The sequence below is a fragment of the Pseudomonas sp. NPDC008258 genome (assembly GCF_042956345.1).
Taxonomy (GTDB): domain Bacteria; phylum Pseudomonadota; class Gammaproteobacteria; order Pseudomonadales; family Pseudomonadaceae; genus Aquipseudomonas.
Genome location: NZ_JBIBGE010000062.1, coordinates 1 through 16,648, shown reverse-complemented (window position 1 = coordinate 16,648; position 16,648 = coordinate 1). Strand labels below are relative to the sequence as shown.

General features: G+C 60.5%; 10 protein-coding genes and 1 rRNA gene. 7 read left to right on the top strand and 4 right to left on the bottom strand.

Annotated features, from left to right (window positions below; translation table 11 throughout):
• Window positions 1-4,097 (bottom strand): retention module-containing protein (locus ACFY9W_RS28490; RefSeq protein ID WP_391138017.1); only part of this gene is annotated, 4,097 nt, incomplete at its 3' end.
• Between the two features lie 750 nt (window positions 4,098-4,847).
• Here ACFY9W_RS28490 and ACFY9W_RS28485 point away from each other — a divergent pair.
• Genes ACFY9W_RS28485 through ACFY9W_RS28475 form a run of 3 tightly spaced genes read left to right on the top strand, consistent with a single transcriptional unit; the run spans window position 4,848 to window position 8,585 of the window.
• Window positions 4,848-5,144 (top strand): hypothetical protein, encoded by a 297-nt coding sequence (locus ACFY9W_RS28485; RefSeq protein ID WP_391138023.1) that lies wholly within the window; start codon window positions 4,848-4,850, stop codon window positions 5,142-5,144.
• On the top strand, window positions 5,063-7,219 hold the full coding sequence (locus ACFY9W_RS28480; RefSeq protein WP_391138014.1) for a type I secretion system permease/ATPase: 2,157 nt from the start codon (window positions 5,063-5,065) through the stop codon (window positions 7,217-7,219). Before ACFY9W_RS28485 ends, ACFY9W_RS28480 begins: the two co-directional genes overlap by 82 nt.
• Before the next feature lie 7 nt (window positions 7,220-7,226).
• Window positions 7,227-8,585: an HlyD family type I secretion periplasmic adaptor subunit gene (locus ACFY9W_RS28475; RefSeq protein WP_391138020.1), complete on the top strand. Its 1,359-nt coding sequence runs from the start codon at window positions 7,227-7,229 to the stop codon at window positions 8,583-8,585.
• Between the two features lie 147 nt (window positions 8,586-8,732).
• Here ACFY9W_RS28475 and lapD read toward each other — a convergent pair whose 3' ends face one another.
• Together lapD and lapG are read right to left on the bottom strand one after the other, a co-directional pair.
• Window positions 8,733-10,679 (bottom strand): cyclic di-GMP receptor LapD, encoded by a 1,947-nt coding sequence (lapD, locus tag ACFY9W_RS28470; protein WP_391138011.1) that lies wholly within the window; start codon window positions 10,677-10,679, stop codon window positions 8,733-8,735.
• A 10-nt stretch (window positions 10,680-10,689) separates the two neighbouring features.
• Window positions 10,690-11,451: a cysteine protease LapG gene (gene lapG / locus ACFY9W_RS28465; RefSeq protein ID WP_391138008.1), complete on the bottom strand. Its 762-nt coding sequence runs from the start codon at window positions 11,449-11,451 to the stop codon at window positions 10,690-10,692.
• Window positions 11,452-11,655: 204 nt separating this feature from the next.
• Between lapG and ACFY9W_RS28460 the strand changes: the two genes are divergently transcribed.
• The 4 genes from ACFY9W_RS28460 to ACFY9W_RS28445 all read left to right on the top strand — a co-directional run bounded on the left by ACFY9W_RS28460 (window position 11,656) and on the right by ACFY9W_RS28445 (window position 16,491).
• Window positions 11,656-12,345, top strand: coding sequence for a GntR family transcriptional regulator (locus tag ACFY9W_RS28460; RefSeq protein WP_391138005.1), 690 nt, complete (start codon window positions 11,656-11,658; stop codon window positions 12,343-12,345).
• A 111-nt stretch (window positions 12,346-12,456) separates the two neighbouring features.
• Window positions 12,457-12,960 carry a sigma-70 family RNA polymerase sigma factor gene (locus ACFY9W_RS28455; protein WP_391138002.1) on the top strand — a complete coding sequence of 168 codons (504 nt, stop codon included), beginning with the start codon at window positions 12,457-12,459 and terminating at the stop codon, window positions 12,958-12,960.
• A 4-nt stretch (window positions 12,961-12,964) separates the two neighbouring features.
• Window positions 12,965-13,921 (top strand): FecR domain-containing protein, encoded by a 957-nt coding sequence (locus ACFY9W_RS28450; RefSeq protein WP_391137999.1) that lies wholly within the window; start codon window positions 12,965-12,967, stop codon window positions 13,919-13,921.
• A 95-nt stretch (window positions 13,922-14,016) separates the two neighbouring features.
• The gene (locus ACFY9W_RS28445; RefSeq protein WP_391137996.1) at window positions 14,017-16,491 is read left to right on the top strand and encodes a TonB-dependent siderophore receptor; all 2,475 of its coding nucleotides are present in this window, start codon (window positions 14,017-14,019) and stop codon (window positions 16,489-16,491) included.
• Window positions 16,492-16,557: 66 nt separating this feature from the next.
• Here the strand turns inward: ACFY9W_RS28445 and rrf are convergent.
• Window positions 16,558-16,648: ribosomal RNA gene (rrf, locus tag ACFY9W_RS28440) — 5S ribosomal RNA — on the bottom strand; the annotation flags it as partial.

Sequence of the window (16,648 nt, the reverse complement as noted above, 5' to 3'; positions counted from 1 at the left end):
ACGATCAGGTCGTGGTCCAGCACGGTGTTGATCTTGACGGTGAAGGTCGGCTTCTCGTTCTCGAGCACCGACGTTTCGTTGGCTTCGATGGTGACTTTGACGATATCGCCTTCGTTGCTGCCGCCTGGGTTACCCGGTGTACCAGGCTCGTCAGTAACAGTGGTGCTGACCGGCGTCTTGTCCAAGGTCAGTTGTTCGAACTTGCCGACATCAGCGCCCGCAACGGTCGCGATCGACTGAACCACTGGCGGATTAGTGCCGGTGTAGACGTTGTCAGGAGCAGTGACAGTGATCGAACCAGTAGTGCCATTGGCTGGTACGGTGATGACGGTTTTACCGTCGCTCAGCGTGAAGGTCAGCGCACTGTGGTTGTTGATCGGCAGACCGTCTTTGTTGGTCAGGGTGATGGTGTAGGTGATCTCGCCGCCTTCGGTGACCGAAGGTGTCGCGGTCAGCTTCGCCACCACTTCGTCAGTGGTGTCGGTCACTTGAACAGTTGCAGCACCGCCCAGTTGCAGGTTCTCGAAGGTGGCGCCGGTGGCGTCTACTGCCGAGTTGATGCCCAGGGTGATCTGGCCGGCGTCGTTGTAGACATCGTCGCCCTGTGCAGCGTGCTCGTACGGCGCGCTGGTTTCACCGGCCTTGATGGTGACCTGAGCGTTGTTGCTCAGGGTCACGACCAGGTCGTGGTCCAGCGGCTGGTTGATGTGCACGGTGAAGATCGGTTTGACGTTCTCGGCAACCGAAGCCTGGTCAGCGGTGATGGTGACTTTGACCAAGTCGCCTTCGTTCGGGGTGCCTGGCGTACCTGGGTTACCCGGAGTACCTGGCTCGTCGGTAACGGTGGTGCTGACCGGGGTTTTATCCAGGGTCAGTTGTTCGAACTTACCGACGTCAGCGCCAGCGACGGAAGCGATCGACTGCACCACTGGCGGATTAGTGCCGGTGTAGACGTTGTCAGGCGCAGTGACAGTGATCGAACCAGTAGTGCCGTTGGCCGGTACGGTGATGACGGTCTTGCCGTCGCTCAGCGTGAAGGTCAGCGCACTGTGGTTGTTGATCGGCAGACCATCTTTGTTGGTCAGCGTAATGGTGTAGGTGATCTCGCCACCTTCAGTCACCGAAGGCGTGGCGGTCAGCTTGGCCACTACCTCACTGACGGTGTCAGAGATTTCAACGGTAGCCGGGCCACCCAAGGCCAGCTTCTCGAATGTGGCACCCGGAACAGTTGCGCCAGTGACGCTGAGGGTGATGGAGCCTGCGTCTTTGTAGACGTCATCGCCCTGGACCGGTGTCTTGTACTCGGCTTCGGTTTTACCGGCTTCGATGGTAACGGTGTCGCCGTTCGACAGGGTCACGGTCAGCGGACGGTCCAGCGCCTGGCTCACTTTCACAGTGAAGGAAGGCTGCTGGTCTTCGGTGACATTACCATTGCTGACGATGCTTACGGTGACGGTATCGATGCTGTCACTGATGACAGTCGAAGCCGGGGTCGGATTCGGGGTCAGTTGCTCGAAGTTGCCGCCCGTGGCGCTTTCAATGGTGACGCTGACAGTCGAACCGTTGTTGTAAACGTCGTTCGCCGGGGTCTGGAAGTCAACGCTGCCCTGGGTTTTACCCGCCTCAACGGTAATGGTCTGGCCGTTGGACAGGGTCACGGTTACCGGGGTCTGGGCAGGGTTGCTCAGAGTCACGGTGTAGGTGATCACGCCACCTTCGGTCACGCTTGGCGATGCAGTCAGGGTCGCGGTGGTGTTGTCGACCGAATCGTTGATCGTGGTCTGAGCCGGGGTCGGGTTCGGAGTCAGCTGCTCGAAGTTACCGCCCGTGGCGTTTTCAATGGTGACGCTAACAGTCGAACCGTTGTTGTAAACGTCGTTCGCCGGGGTCTGGAAATCAACGCTGCCCTGGGTCTTGCCGGCTTCAACGGTAATGGTCTGGCCGTTGGAAAGGGTCACGGTCACCGGAGTCTGGGCAGGGTTGCTCAGCGTCACGGTGTAGGTGATCACGCCACCTTCAGTGACGCTTGGCGATGCAGTCAGAGTCGCGGTGGTGTTGTCGACCGAATCGTTGATCGTGGTCTGAGCCGGGGTCGGATTCGGGGTCAGTTGCTCGAAGTTACCGCCAGTGGCGTTCTCGATGGTGACGCTGACAGTCGAGCCGTTGTTGTAGACGTCGTTCGCAGGAGTCTGGAAGTCAACGCTGCCCTGGGTTTTACCCGCCTCAACGGTAATGGTCTGGCCGTTGGACAGGGTAATGGTCACCGGAGTCTGGGCAGGATTGCTCAGGGTCACGGTATAGGTGATTACGCCGCCTTCGGTGACGCTTGGCGAAGCGGTCAGGGTCGCGGTGGTGTTGTCGACCGAGTCATTGATCGTGGTCTGAGCCGGGGTCGGATTCGGAGTCAGTTGCTCGAAGTTACCGCCTGTGGCGTTTTCGATGGTGACGCTGACAGTCGAACCATTGTTGTAAACGTCGTTCGCCGGGGTCTGGAAATCAACGCTGCCCTGGGTCTTGCCGGCTTCGACGGTGATGGTCTGGCCATTGGACAGAGTAATGGTCACCGGAGTCTGGGCAGGGTTGCTCAGTGTCACGGTGTAGGTAATTACGCCGCCTTCGGTGACGCTGGGCGAAGCGGTCAGGGTCGCAGTGGTGTTGTCGACCGAGTCATTGATCGTGGTCTGAGCCGGGGTCGGATTCGGGGTCAGTTGCTCGAAGTTACCGCCAGTGGCGTTCTCGATGGTGACGCTGACAGTCGAACCGTTGTTGTAGACGTCGTTCGCCGGGGTCTGGAAATCAACGCTGCCCTGGGTCTTGCCGGCTTCAACGGTAATGGTCTGGCCATTGGACAGGGTAATGGTCACCGGGGTCTGAGCCGGGTTGCTCAGGGTCACGGTGTAGGTGATCACGCCACCTTCGGTGACGCTCGGCGAAGCGGTCAGGGTCGCCGTGGTGTTGTCGACCGAGTCATTGATCGTGGTCTGAGCCGGGGTCGGGTTCGGGGTCAGCTGCTCGAAGTTGCCACCAGTAGCACCAGTAATGGTTGTGCTGACTGTCGAACCGTTGTTGTAGACATCATTCGCCGGGGTCTGGAAGTCGACACTGCCCTGGGTCTTGCCAGCCTCGATGGTGATGACCTGGCCATTGGACAGGGTCACGGTTACCGGGGTCTGAGCCGGGTTGCTCAGGGTCACGGTGTAAGTGATCACGCCACCTTCGGTCACCGACGGATTCGCCGTCAGCGTCGCCGTGGTGGTGTCGATGGTATCGGTAACCTGGGTAACTGCCGGCGTTTGCGGCACTGTCACCGTCAGGCCGTTGCCACCCGTGGTACCGGTAACGGTCGCCGAGATCTGGCCGCCATCAATATAAGGTGTGTCGTTTGCCGGAACGACGACATTGACGCTACCGGTGGTCTGCCCGGCCGGGATGACGATTACAGCACCGTTCGACAGCGTGACAATCAGGTTGCTGGTCGGGGCCTGGCCAACCGTGGCGGTATAGACGATGACGCCACCCGCTTCGCTGATGGAAGGAGTGGCGCCAAGAATCAGGTCAGTAGCAACGTTGGTGTCCGTCGTCGGTGTGGTCACCAGGTTATTGTTGGTGTCACCCAGCAGGCCGACTTCTTCACTGTCCAGTGTGGCTGCAAAGCCAAGCCCCTCAGTGGGGAAGCCAACAGTGGGATCGACCCGGCCCGCTGTTTCTTCGAGCATCACGAAACTGTGGCCACCGCCCAGCGCGCCACCACCGCCTGCTGCCGATGGGCCGGCCGCGGTAGCTTCCAGCTCGGTAGTCGGGTCGACACCCGCAGCGATCGCCTGCTGCAACTCTTCCACCGACGGCGCGGCCTGTGCAGTCGCCTGGCTCAGGTCTGTGCTGCTGTCAGGCGTGTCGGCGCTCCACTGGCTGTCACGGCCCAGGTCAAGCAGGCGGCCATCGGCCAGCTCCAGCGTAACTGCGCCACCAGGGCCAGTGAGCACTTCCTCACCAGCCAACAGGCGGTCCCCTTCGATGAGCACACGACGAATGCCCTCTGGGGATACCGCAATAACCTGGCCGACAATGCTTTTGACGATGGCTACAACGCTGCTCATTGGACTCTCCGTGTGACCCGATGGGTACTTCCCTGCCAGAGCGGCACTTGCAAGCCACTTCAGGCGGAACTGATGTCGATGTTCTCTTGACGCCTTATTGCGTCAATATTCCGTCTATAACTTTTTGAAACCGCAATACTGCCAAAGTATTGACCTTATACAGGCCATCCTAAACAATCGGCAATGTAATGTCACATTGATATTTGTAGGTTAGCCAACCGTTTGCACAGGACCAATGTCGTACATCATCGAAAACGCGCAGGCCTTCAAGTTCAGCTGCCCTTCCCCTGCGTGGGCAGATGCAATTGCACGCCTTTGCAGTACCGTTCATCAGCTACCGCCACGGTCGTTGGCGTCAACATTCCGGCCACTTCCAATGACCCAGGCATGTGATCGCTTACAAGCATAAACCTTGCCTGAAATCGCCCGGAAAAGAGCTCCAAACCCAAGCAGCACAGGGGCCCCACTCGCACCTTGGGCAACCAGAGCCTGCTACTGGCTGCCCCCAACCAGAACGATTTGCCGCAGATCAGACAGATAGCGATCCCGCACGCGAATACTGGCATGGGAATGATGGCAAACCATCGGTGATTACAGAACCACGGTTCAACCTGCAAACGCACTTAGCGCGATGAATTTTAATGATCTACCCGCCTGAAAACGTCAACAAATCAGCGCCTGTTTAATGACTAGCCCGTGAACTGATAATTCACCCACGCAGCGTTGTCTGGATGGCAGGCTATGCTGCACATGAGCCTGATCCCCAACTGGATCAGAAATGAAACACGCGTTGCATTGCAGCATCTATGCAGTAGCAATAACGACGTAGAATTGTTTACTCAGTATCGATTCAAGGCGACCATTGGCCAGCTGCCCTGCAGCGCCATTGATCGCAAGGGTGAACCGGCCAGGCCTGAACGGCGGCACACCCACCCCACCCACCACAAGGATGAAGAGAGCGCCGCGTGGAATCTGAAGTCAGTCGAGTCCAACTCAGCCATGATCCACGCAGTCAGCATGACGATCCGTTGCTGGATAGTCTGCTGAGCCTGTGTGTCCTTCACCAGAAACCCGCCAGTCGGGTCATGCTGACCACCGGCCTGCCGCTGCCCGCCCAGCGTCTGAGCCCAGAGCTGCTACCCCGCGCCGCTGCCCGGGCCGGCCTGCAAGGGCGCCTGTTGCAGCGCAAGCTGGAGCAGATCCCGAGCATTGCCATGCCGGCCATGCTGTTGCTCAAGGAGGGCCGCAGCGCCGTCCTGCTGGGCTGGGAGAACGAAGACACCGCACGCCTGCTGCTCAGCGAGAGCGATGGCGGTGAAGTGCATGTCAGCCGCGAAGCGCTGCTAAGCGACTACAGCGGCCGAGTGTTCTTCGCCCAGCCGCAGCACAAGTTCGACGTCAACCACGGCAACCTCATCCCGCGGGCAAAATCGTGGTTCCGCGATACCTTGCTGCGCAGCAAGTGGCTGTACATCGATGCCATCGCTGCCAGCCTGGTGATCAACCTGATCGCCTTGGCCGCGCCGCTGTTCGTGATGAACGTGTATGACCGTGTGGTGCCCAACCAGGCTACCTCGACGCTCTGGGTGCTGGCCGTCGGTATCGCCGGTGCCTATATCTTCGACCTGATCCTCAAGGGCCTGCGCGGTTTGTGCCTGGACCTGGCTGGCAAGAAGACCGACCTGATCATTTCCGCGACGCTGTTCGAGCGTATCGTCGGCATGTCGATGAAGTACCGCCCGGCCAGGGTCGGCAGCTTTGCCCAGAACATTCACGAGTTCCAGGGGCTGCGCGACTTCCTCGCCTCGCTGACCCTCACCAGCCTGATCGACCTGCCTTTCACCGTCCTGATCCTGATCGTAATCGCCGTCATTGGTGGCCATCTGGTGTGGATCCCGATCATCGCCTTCCCGCTGGCCCTGGGCATCGGATACGCCCTGCAACGGCCACTGATGGCGACCATGGAGCGGACCATGGCCCTGGCTTCGGAGCGCCAGTCCAGCCTGATCGAGACCCTGGCCGGCCTGGATGCGGTAAAGGTCAACAACGCCGAAAGCGAACGCCAGTACATGTGGGAGCAGACCCTCGGCACCCTCAGCCGCCTGGAGCTGCGCGTCAAGGTGCTGTCGAGCCTGGCGATGAACATCACCATGCTGATCCAGCAACTGGCAGGCGTGGCGATGATCTGCGTCGGTGTGTACCTGATCATCGACGGTAACCTGAGCATGGGCGGCCTGGTGGCCTGCTACATGCTCAGCGGCCGCGCGCTCGGCCCGCTGGGGTCGCTCAACGGCCTGCTCGCCCGCTACCAGCAAGCCAAGGTGACCATGGTCTCCACCGACCACATGATGGAGCTGCCGCAAGAGCGCAACTTCGAAGAGCGCCCGTTGAGCCGCAAGGTACTCCAGGGCAGCGTCGAGTTCCGTGGGGTGGACTTCACCTACCCGAACCAGCAGAACCTGGCGCTGAAGAACATCAACCTGATCATCCGACCCGGCGAGAAAGTCGGCATCATCGGCCGCAGCGGCTCGGGCAAAAGCTCGCTGGCCAAGCTCATCGTCGGCCTGTACGAGGCCGATGGCGGCTCACTGCTGGTCGATGGCGTGGACATTCGCCAGATCGACGTCAGCGAACTGCGCCACAACATCGGCTATGTACCCCAGGACATCCAGCTACTGGCTGGCACCCTGCGCGACAACCTGGTCAGCGGCGCCCGCTATATCGAGGACGAGCTGATCCTGCAAGCGGCCGAGCTGGCAGGCGTGCATGAATTCGCCCGCCTGCACCCGGACGGCTACGAGCTGCAAGTTGGGGAACGCGGGCAGAACCTGTCCGGTGGCCAGCGGCAGAACGTTGCCCTGGGCCGTGCACTGCTGCTCAACCCACAGATCCTGCTGCTGGACGAGCCGACCAGCGCCATGGACAACACCGGCGAAGAACGCCTCAAACAGCGCCTGCAAGCCGTGGTGGAGGGCAAGACGGTGCTGTTGGTCACGCACCGTGCCTCGCTGCTGTCGCTGGTGGACCGGCTGATCGTGATCGATCGCGGGCAGATAGTCGCCGACGGCCCGAAAGCCGCGGTCATGGATGCGCTGAAGAAGGGGCAGATCAGTGTTGCATAAGCTGGATATGGGGCAATTCAAGGATGGCCTGCGGCGCTATTTCAAAGGCTCCGATTCACTGGGCGGCCAACCGCTGCCAGAGGTCAACAAGGCCCTGATCGAGGACGCGCCAAGGGTGGTGCGGATGACCATCTGGGGCGTGATCCTGTTCTTCGTGTTCCTGATCGTGTGGGCCAGCGTAGCGCCCATTGATGAGGTCACGCGGGGCGAAGGCAAGGCTATCCCGTCTTCCAAGGTGCAGAAGATCCAGAACCTTGAGGGCGGCATCGTCGCCGAGATCTTCGCCAAGGAAGGGCAGATTGTCGAAGTGGGCCAGCCGTTGCTGCGCCTGGACGAAACCCGCTTCGCTTCCAACGTTGGCGAGACCGAGGCAGATCGCCTGGCCATGGCCCTGCGGGTGGAACGGTTGAGTGCCGAGGTGCAAGACAGCCCGCTGAAAATCGACGAAGCGCTGCGCAAGGCTGCACCTAGCCAGGCGGCCAGTGAAGAGTCGCTGTACCAGAGCCGGCGCCAGCAACTGCAGGACGAGATTGGCGGCCTGCAGCAGCAGTTGGTCCAGCGCCAGCAGGAGCTTCGCGAATACAGTTCCAAACGCGCCCAGTACGCCAACAGCCTTGAGCTGCTGCGCAAGGAAATCGGCATGTCCGAACCGCTGGTGGCGACCGGAGCGATTTCCCAGGTAGAAGTGCTGCGCCTGCGCCGTGCCGAAGTTGAAAACCGCGGCCAGCTGGACTCCACCGCGCTGGCCATCCCGCGTGCCGAGGCCGCCATCCGCGAGGTACAGAGCAAGATCGAAGAGACCCGTGGCAAGTTCCGCAGCGAAGCGCTAACCCAGCTGAACGAGGCACGCACCGAGCTGAACAAGGCTACCGCCACCAGCAAGGCGCTGGACGACCGGGTGCACCGCACCCTGGTCACTTCGCCGGTTCGCGGCATCGTCAAGCAGTTGCTGGTGAACACCATTGGCGGGGTAATCCAGCCTGGTAGCGATATCATCGAAGTAGTGCCACTGGACGATACGCTGGTCATCGAAGCGAAGATCCTGCCCAAGGACATCGCCTTCCTGCACCCCGGCCAGGAAGCGACCGTCAAGTTCACGGCCTATGACTACACCATCTACGGTGGGCTGAAGGCCAAACTGGAACAGATTGGCGCCGACACCATCACCGACGAAGACAAGAAAACCACCTACTACCTGATCAAGCTGCGCACCGATCGCAGCCACCTGGGAACGGATGAGAAGCCATTGCTGATCATTCCGGGGATGGTGGCGACGGTGGATATCATGACCGGTAAGAAGACCATCATGAGCTACCTGCTCAAGCCGATCATGAAAGCGCGGTCAGAGGCGCTGCGCGAGCGCTGATGACCTTGGCCACTGCTTTGTAGTGGCTCGTCTGGCCCTATCGCCGGCAAGCCAGCTCCCACAGGGACTACACAGGCTTTGAAGTCTGTTAAGTACCTGTGGGAGCTGGCTTGCCGGCGATAGGGCCGGAACTGCCAGTGCGAGAACTCAGCGCCAGGGCGCAGGTTCGCCAACCAGCTGCCCCTGAATCCCGCCTACACCCATTTCCTTCAACACCAGCCGCTCCCCTTCGGTCTCGACCCGCTCGGCAATCAGCGGCAGGTCAATGCTGTGCGCCGCGCGCTGGATCGCCTCGATGAACAGCCGTTTGTGCTGCTCATGGTCGATGTTGCGGATGTAGCTGCCATCAATCTTCAGATACGCCAGGCCCAGGTGCGCCAGGTTGCCGATCATGCTGAAACGCCCGCCAAATCGTTGCAGCGCCAGGCCGAAGCCAAGTGCGTGCAAGCGTCGGGTCAGTTGCTCCAGGGCAGCCTGCTCGGGCAACTGTTCTTCACCAATTTCAAATACCAGGCGCGCCCCCATGGCCGCGTTCTGGCTCAGCAGCTCAAAGACGCGCTGCAAGGCCTTGGGGTCGGCCAGCGTGGCGGCCGAAAGGTTTAGCGCCAAGACCTGATCATGCCCACGCAGGTGCGCCAGCACCTTCTCCAGCACCAGCACGTCCAGCCGTGGCATCCAGCCAAAACGCTCCAGCCATGGCAGGAAGCGGCCCGCCGGCAGTGCCTCGCCCTGGCCATCCTGCAAACGCGAAATCACTTTGTGGTGTATCACCCGTTGTGCCGTACCTGAATCCACCACAGGCTGGAAGAACAGTTCGAAATGCCCGTTGATGAAGGCTTGGTCGAGCCGCTCATGCCAGTCATGCTGGCTGTCCGCCGCAACAGCAGCCACGCCTTGCTCAAGGCACACCCAGCCTGGCGTCGGCTGGTTTTCGGCACGGGCCAGCGCCTCGTCGGCGAGCTTGAGCAACGCTTGTGGTGCATCCCCTGGGCTGAATGGCGCAAGGCCGATGCAGGCCACCGGGTCGATATCACTGGCACCGGTCTCGTGCAGGCTTTGCAGGGTCGCTTCCAGCGCCTGGGCAAGATTTACCGCTTCTTCATGCACCATGCCCGGCGCCAGCACGGCAAACTCGCCGCCGCGGCTGCGGGAAATCAGGTCGTTGGTTTCCGGGAAGCTGGCACAGGTGCGGCGCAACTGCTCCCCCACGGCCTGCAACAGCTGGTCGGTGCGCTGGCCGCCAAGGCGGGCGTTCAGGCCCGCCAGGCCTTGCACCCGCAACAACAGCAGATAGCCTGCGCGTGCGTCCTCCAGGTTGCTCACCCGGGTATTGAGCTGCATCTCGAAATAGCGGCGGTTGGACAGCCCGGTCAGGCTGTCCTGGTAAGACTCGGCACGCAGGCGCTCACTGCGTTCGGCCTGTTCAGTAAACAGTGCCTTGAGTTTCTCGACCATCTGGTTCATTGCCTGCACCACACGGCGCAGCTCCGGCGTACGCGGCAACTCTGGCAGGCTGAGGAATTCGCGACGGGCAATGGCGTGGGATTGCTCGACCATGTAGTCCAGCGGCCGTAACTGGCGGCGCAACAACAAGGCACCCAGCACGGCGCTGGCGGCACCGCACAGCAGCAACCAGCCCAGGCTTCCCAGGGCGCTTTGCCAGAGCTTGGCAATTGCGAACATCGGGTGGCTGATGACTTCTACGCGCGCGGCCTGCTGCCAGCCACGGCTGACGATGGCATCACCGCCAGCCGCCTCAAGGCCGATCAGGTGCACGAACCAGCGCGGCACACCGCCAGGGTCCGGCTCGGCGTGGCGTTCCACCAGCACGGCATTGGAACCCAGGTCGACGACCTTGATGCTTGAATAGTAACCACTGTCGAAGATCGAGCTGACCATCAGCTCGACCATCGCCGGGTCGTCGATATTCGGCGTCAGCGACAGGGCCAACGCGGTCGCTGCATCCTGGGCATGCGAGCGCAGCTGGTTGACGTACTGGCTGCGCGAGCTTTCCAGGCTGACCATGAAACTGCCACTGAAGGCGACCACCAGGAACAGGCAAATGGCCAACAGCAATTGTTTGAACAGTGACATCTGTGCTCCTTCAGTAAACAGGCTCGGCCGGGAACCCTTCGGCCTGCATTTTCTTCAGCAAATCCTGCCAGCGTGAGAGCCGCTTGGTATCGCCGACCTTCTTGTTACCCGCAGCCCCCGTCAGCCACAGCCCCTCGCCATTGAAGGCATACACCGGCAACAGGTCGGTACGCTGGCTTGCCGGCTTGATGGCGTCCATCAGGCTATCGAGCACCAAAGGCTGGGCCTGTGGGTTTGAATAATAGGTCAGGACCATGTGCGCTCGGTTCTGCCGCAACGCCTTGACGTAGGTGATGCGCAGTTTTTCACTGGGGATGCCCATGCGCCGCAGGCTGAAATACTTGGCGATGGCGTAGTCCTCGCAGTCCCCGGCACCTTTGATCAAGGCCTGCACCGGCGTGGCCCAGTAGTCGACCTCGTGCCACAGGTCGATGTCCTCCACATAGCGCAACTGCTGGTTGAAGAAGCGGTTGACCACTTGCAACCGCTCAAGCTCAGTGCCTTGCTTTTGCGTGGCCATCAAGTTCTGCCAGGCGTCTATACGGCCCTGCCCGGCCCCCAATGGGCCATACAGGGCCTGCGACTTGCGGCTGATCTGGGAGAAATCCCAATCCGCGTGCAAGCCGCCCAGCAGTAGACTGCCAAGCAGCGCGGCAAAGCCGATACGTCGCACAACGGTTTTGAGCACCCAGGATATCGCCACTGCGAAGCCCTGTTCAGACCAGTCGAAAGCAGCGATGGTGGGGCTTGCCACGGTAAAAGACAATGGCACCCTGCAATCATGCATCCGCCTGTCAGCCCGCCTACACTTTCTGTTTATAACCTTCTATAGGCCGCTTCCTTTGGCTGGCGACTTAATCCACCATAGCCGCGCTTTTGGGGCGTCCGTTCCAGTCAGGGCTCAGGTTTGACACCCCCATGGGCTGTTACTAGTGTCATTGGATCCAACTTTAGTCATCGTTGAGGCAGTCGTCGCGTGGCCGAAAAAATCAAATTGAGCAATGTGCTGGCCAGCGAGCAGCTGTCGCCGCACCAGGCCCGTACCGTGATCGAAGAACGCCTGCGCAGCGCCATTCTCGATGGCCGCCTGCCCCCAGGCACCGCCGTGCGCCAACAAGAGCTTGCTACCTTGTTTGGCGTAAGCCGCATGCCCGTGCGCGAGGCCCTGCGCCAGCTTGAAGCGCAATCGTTGCTGAACGTGGAGATGCACAAAGGCGCTGTGGTTGCGCCATTGATCGGCGAGGATGCGGTAGATACCTATGCCCTGCGCGTACTGCTTGAGAGCGAGGCGCTGCGCCAGTCTATCCCTCTGCTTGATGCCAGCGACCTCGCCAGCGCCCGTGGCTATATCCAGCAACTGGAGAACGAAACCCGACACGCCGAAATCGGCCGCCTGAACCGGCTGTTCCACATGTCGCTTTACAGCAAGGCACCCAACAAGAAGCTGCTGCGCCTGATCGAAAACGAACTGAACGAGGAAGAGCGCTTTCTGCGCTTCCACCTCTCCTCCATGGGGCTGGGCAAGCTCACCCAGGACGATCACAACGCGCTGGTGAATGCGGCCAGCGACAAGCTGGTTGACGAGGCGGTAGCGGTGCTGGAACAGCATCTCAACAGCGGCGCACGGGTGATCCGTAATTACCTGGATACGCAGTTGCTGCGATAGTTCGTTACTGGCTTTACGCCCTGCGCGACCTGATGGGTTGCAAATTGATTCTGCCCCGCCAACAATGAGACTAATTATCATTCATGTCTATTGATGCCGGCGCCCTCCTCCATGCCCAGCAACGACTGCGTGCAAACGCTCTACAGTGACCACCACGGCTGGTTGCATAACTGGTTGCGCAGCAAGCTCGGCAATGCCGCTGATGCTGCCGACCTGGCTCAGGACACTTTCGTCCGTTTACTGCAACGCCGCGAAACCTTGCAGCTGAACACCCCTCGGGCCTTCCTGCGCACGGTAGCGCGTGGGCTGGTGATCGATCACTGGCGCCGCGAGGAACTGCACAAGGCCTACCTGGAGGCATTGGCCCACCTGCCGGAGGCACAGGCCCCCTCGGCCGAAACACGCGAGCTGTTGCTGGAGTTGCTTGAGCGTATTTCACGCATGCTCGACGGCCTCAAACCCAAAGTGCGCCGCGCATTCCTGCTGGCTCAATGCGAAGGGCTGAAACACCAGGCCATCGCCGAGCAGATGGGCATCTCCATGCGCACCGTAGAGCGCTACATTGCCGATGCGCTCTACCACTGCTACATGCTGCGCTACGAAGACGAGTGCTGAATCGATGGTCGCCGTCCGCCCTGATGCAAAAGTGGTCAAGCAGGCCATCCAGTGGATGCTACGGCTTCGTGAAAGCGGCCATGACCCGGCTCTGCAACAACAGTGCACGCAATGGCGCAGTGCCCGGCACGAACACGAACAGGCCTGGCAACGGGTGACCCACCTGCAGCAGGACCTCGACCTGCGCGCCATCCCCGGTGCCGGGCTGGCCCTGCAAACCCTGGAAACCAGCCAGCAGCGCTTGCACCGTCGGCAGGCGCTGAAGCTGCTGGGCGGCGTTGTCATCGCGGGATCGGCGACATGGCTGGCCAACGACCTGGATGTCGTCACTGCCTGGGCGTCGGACTACGCCACCGGCACGGGCGAACGACGCACCTTGGCGCTACCCGACGGTTCACTGATGCAACTCAATACCCACAGTGCCGTGGACCTGGCCTTCAGTGGCCAGCAGCGCCTGGTCCGCCTGAAGCGCGGGGAACTGATGATTACCTGCCGTTCGCAGCACTCGGTGCTGGTACAAACACGCGACGCGCTGCTGGAAGGCTTCGAAGGGCGCTTTGCCGCTTACCAGGACGGCGACTGCACGCGTGTCAGCGTCAGCCACGGAAAGGTGGCCATACACCGTCCTGGCAATGGCCAACAGCAATGGATCGAAAGTGGCCAGGACTGGCGCCTGGATGCTCAAGGTGCGCACCAGCTCGCGCACGTGGATATGGACGCGATGGCCTGGGCTGAAGGGCTGATCGTTACTCAGGACATGCGCCTTCGCGAATTCCTCAGGCAGGTCAGCCGATATCGCCATGGTTACCTGAGCTGCGGCGACGATATTGCCGACTTGCGCTTGTCAGGGGTATTTCGCCTCGAAGACCCGGAGCAATTGCTTCATCTGCTGCCACAGACGCTGCCTGTGCGGCTGCGTCAGCGAACACGCTGGTGGGTGCGTGTAGAGAGCATGACCTGATAAGGCCTTGCGCCTTTTTATGGCGGGTTTTGAATTCCGGTCCGGCTAGGACTGTAAGCGACCCCTTCTGCCCTCAACACTTCAACGGACCCTTCATGTCTATCAACCCGGTGTTCCAATCAACCGATTTTCGACCTGCCCAACAATCAATACGGTTACGCCAAGCTATCCGGGCGGCTCTGTTTGGTACCGCCTTGGGCCTGGCAGCTACCTCGCAACTTTCCGTAGCGGCGCAAGCGGCCCAGGTAAGTCATCAATATGCTATCCCGGGCGGCCAACTGGCCGACGTGCTCAATCAGTTCGCCCGCCAGGCCGGCATTACCCTTTCAAGCACGCCTCAGCTCACCGATGGCCTGCGTTCCAACGGCCTGCAGGGGCAGTACGCCAACGATCAGGCACTGCGCCAACTGCTCAATGGCAGCGGGCTTGAGGCCGTCAGTCAGGACGGACGTAGCTATGTGCTGCAAGCACAGGCTCAGGATGCTGCACTTTCATTGCCAGATACCGATATCCGTAGCTTCACCCTTGGCAATGCATTGGGCAGCATGGAGGGGTACAACGCCACGCACAGCCAGGTGGCGACCAAGACCAGCATGCCGTTGGTTGAGACATCCCAATCGGTCTCGGTGGTGACCCGCCAGCAGATGGATGATCAGGGCTCACAGACCGTTGCCCAGGCCATGCGCTACACACCCGGGGTACTGACCAACCCTTACGGTGCCACCCATCGGTACGACTATGTGGCCATGCGCGGCTTCAATGATGGCTCGGTGGACAACATCTACGTTGATGGACTGAAGTCGATGGGCGACAACGGCACCTACAGCACCATGCAGGTAGACCCGTACTTCCTTGAGCGCATCGACATTCTCAAAGGGCCATCTTCGGTACTGTATGGGCGAAGCTCACCGGGTGGTCTGGTGGCCCTGACCACCAAGAAGCCGCTGTTTACCCCTTTCCATCAGGTTCAGGCCACGGTCGGCACCCAAGGCCAGCGTGGGGTGGGCTTTGATTTCAGCGGGCCTGTGGATGACGACAAGCGCATAGCCTATCGCCTGACCGGCCTGGCGGATGCTTCCGACACTCAGTTCGACCACAACAAGGAAGAACGCTACGCCATTGCGCCGGCGATCAGCATCGACTTCACAGAAGACACCTCGCTCACGCTGCAGGCGTATCTGCAGCATGACCCTAATGGTGGATACCACGGCGGCAACCCTGCAGACGGCATGCTGCACAAGCGCAACGGCTTGCGCCTGTCAGACCACTTCTTCGAGGGTGAGCCGGGCATCGACAACTACGAGCGCACACAGCAGTCCTTCAGCTACCAGTTCGAGCACCGCTTCAATGATGTGTTCACCGCGCGGCAGAACTTCCGCTACCAGGATTCCGACGTGTCCATGGACCAGGTGTATTCGGCCGGTTGGGCGGATGCCGACAGCAACATTCTCAACCGCGCCTATACCGGCGGCGACGAACGCCTGCATTCGTACATCATCGACAACATGCTGCAGGCGGAGTTTTTCACTGGGGCTGCCAAACACACCCTGCTGCTGGGCACCGACTACCAGCGGCGCAAGGCTGACGTCGCTTGGCGGTATGGCACGGTAGACCCACTGGACGCCGGCAACCCGCAGTATGGCAATGGCAACCTTCAGGTCCTGGGTGAAAACCGCTACCAGCGGCGCTTGCAGCAAACAGGTGTCTATCTGCAGGACCTGGTGGAGCTGGAGCAGTGGCGCTTCTCCCTGGGGCTTCGCCAGGACTGGGTGAAGGTGTCCGAAGAGAATCGCGACAGCGATACCAAGGTCAGCGATCAGCGCTCCAGGTTCACAACCCGGGCCGGGGTGCTCTACCTGTTCGAGAACGGCGTTGCGCCTTATGTCAGCTATTCGGAGTCGTTCAACCCCAATACCGTGTCCGACCAGGAAGGTCGCCCGCTGGCTCCGACCGAGGGCACTCAATGGGAAGCGGGCATAAAGTATCAGCCACCGGGCAGCGACAACCTGTTCACTGCATCGGTGTTCCGCATCGAACAGGAAAACCTGGCCTCGAAGCAGCCTGACGAAAACTTCTATCGCCCAGTGGGTGAAGTACGCTCTCAAGGGCTGGAGCTGGAAGCCCATGTTCAGCTGACCGACAGCCTCAAACTGTTGGGTGGCTATACCTTTACCGATATCGAGTATTCCAGGTCGATGCCAAGCCTGGTATCGGGCAGCGTCGATAACAAGGGCAATTCGCCAACACAGGCGCCGAAGCAGATGTTCTCGCTGTGGGCTGACTACAACATCCACCAGGGGCCCCTGGATGGCCTGCGGCTGGGCGGTGGAGTGCGGTATGTGGGGTATAGCTGGGTGGATGCGGAAAACAGCATGAAGGTGCCTTCCTACACCCTGTTCGACGCTTCGATCGGCTATGACCTGGGCAAAGTAGGCCTCAAGGGCATGGATGTGCGCCTTAACGCCAACAACCTTACCAACGAAAGCTACGTCACTTCCTGTGCCAGCCTGAACTACTGCTACATGGGTGAAGAGCGCAACGTCAGCGCAACGGTCAGCTATCAGTTTTGACCGATATTGAAACCCGGAAAAGACAAAGCCCCTGTCTGCATCGCAGACAGGGGCTTTGGGTTTGAATCTTGACGATGACCTACTCTCACATGGGGAAACCCCACACTACCATCGGCGATGCATCGTTTCACTGCTGAGTTCGGGATGGGATCAGGTG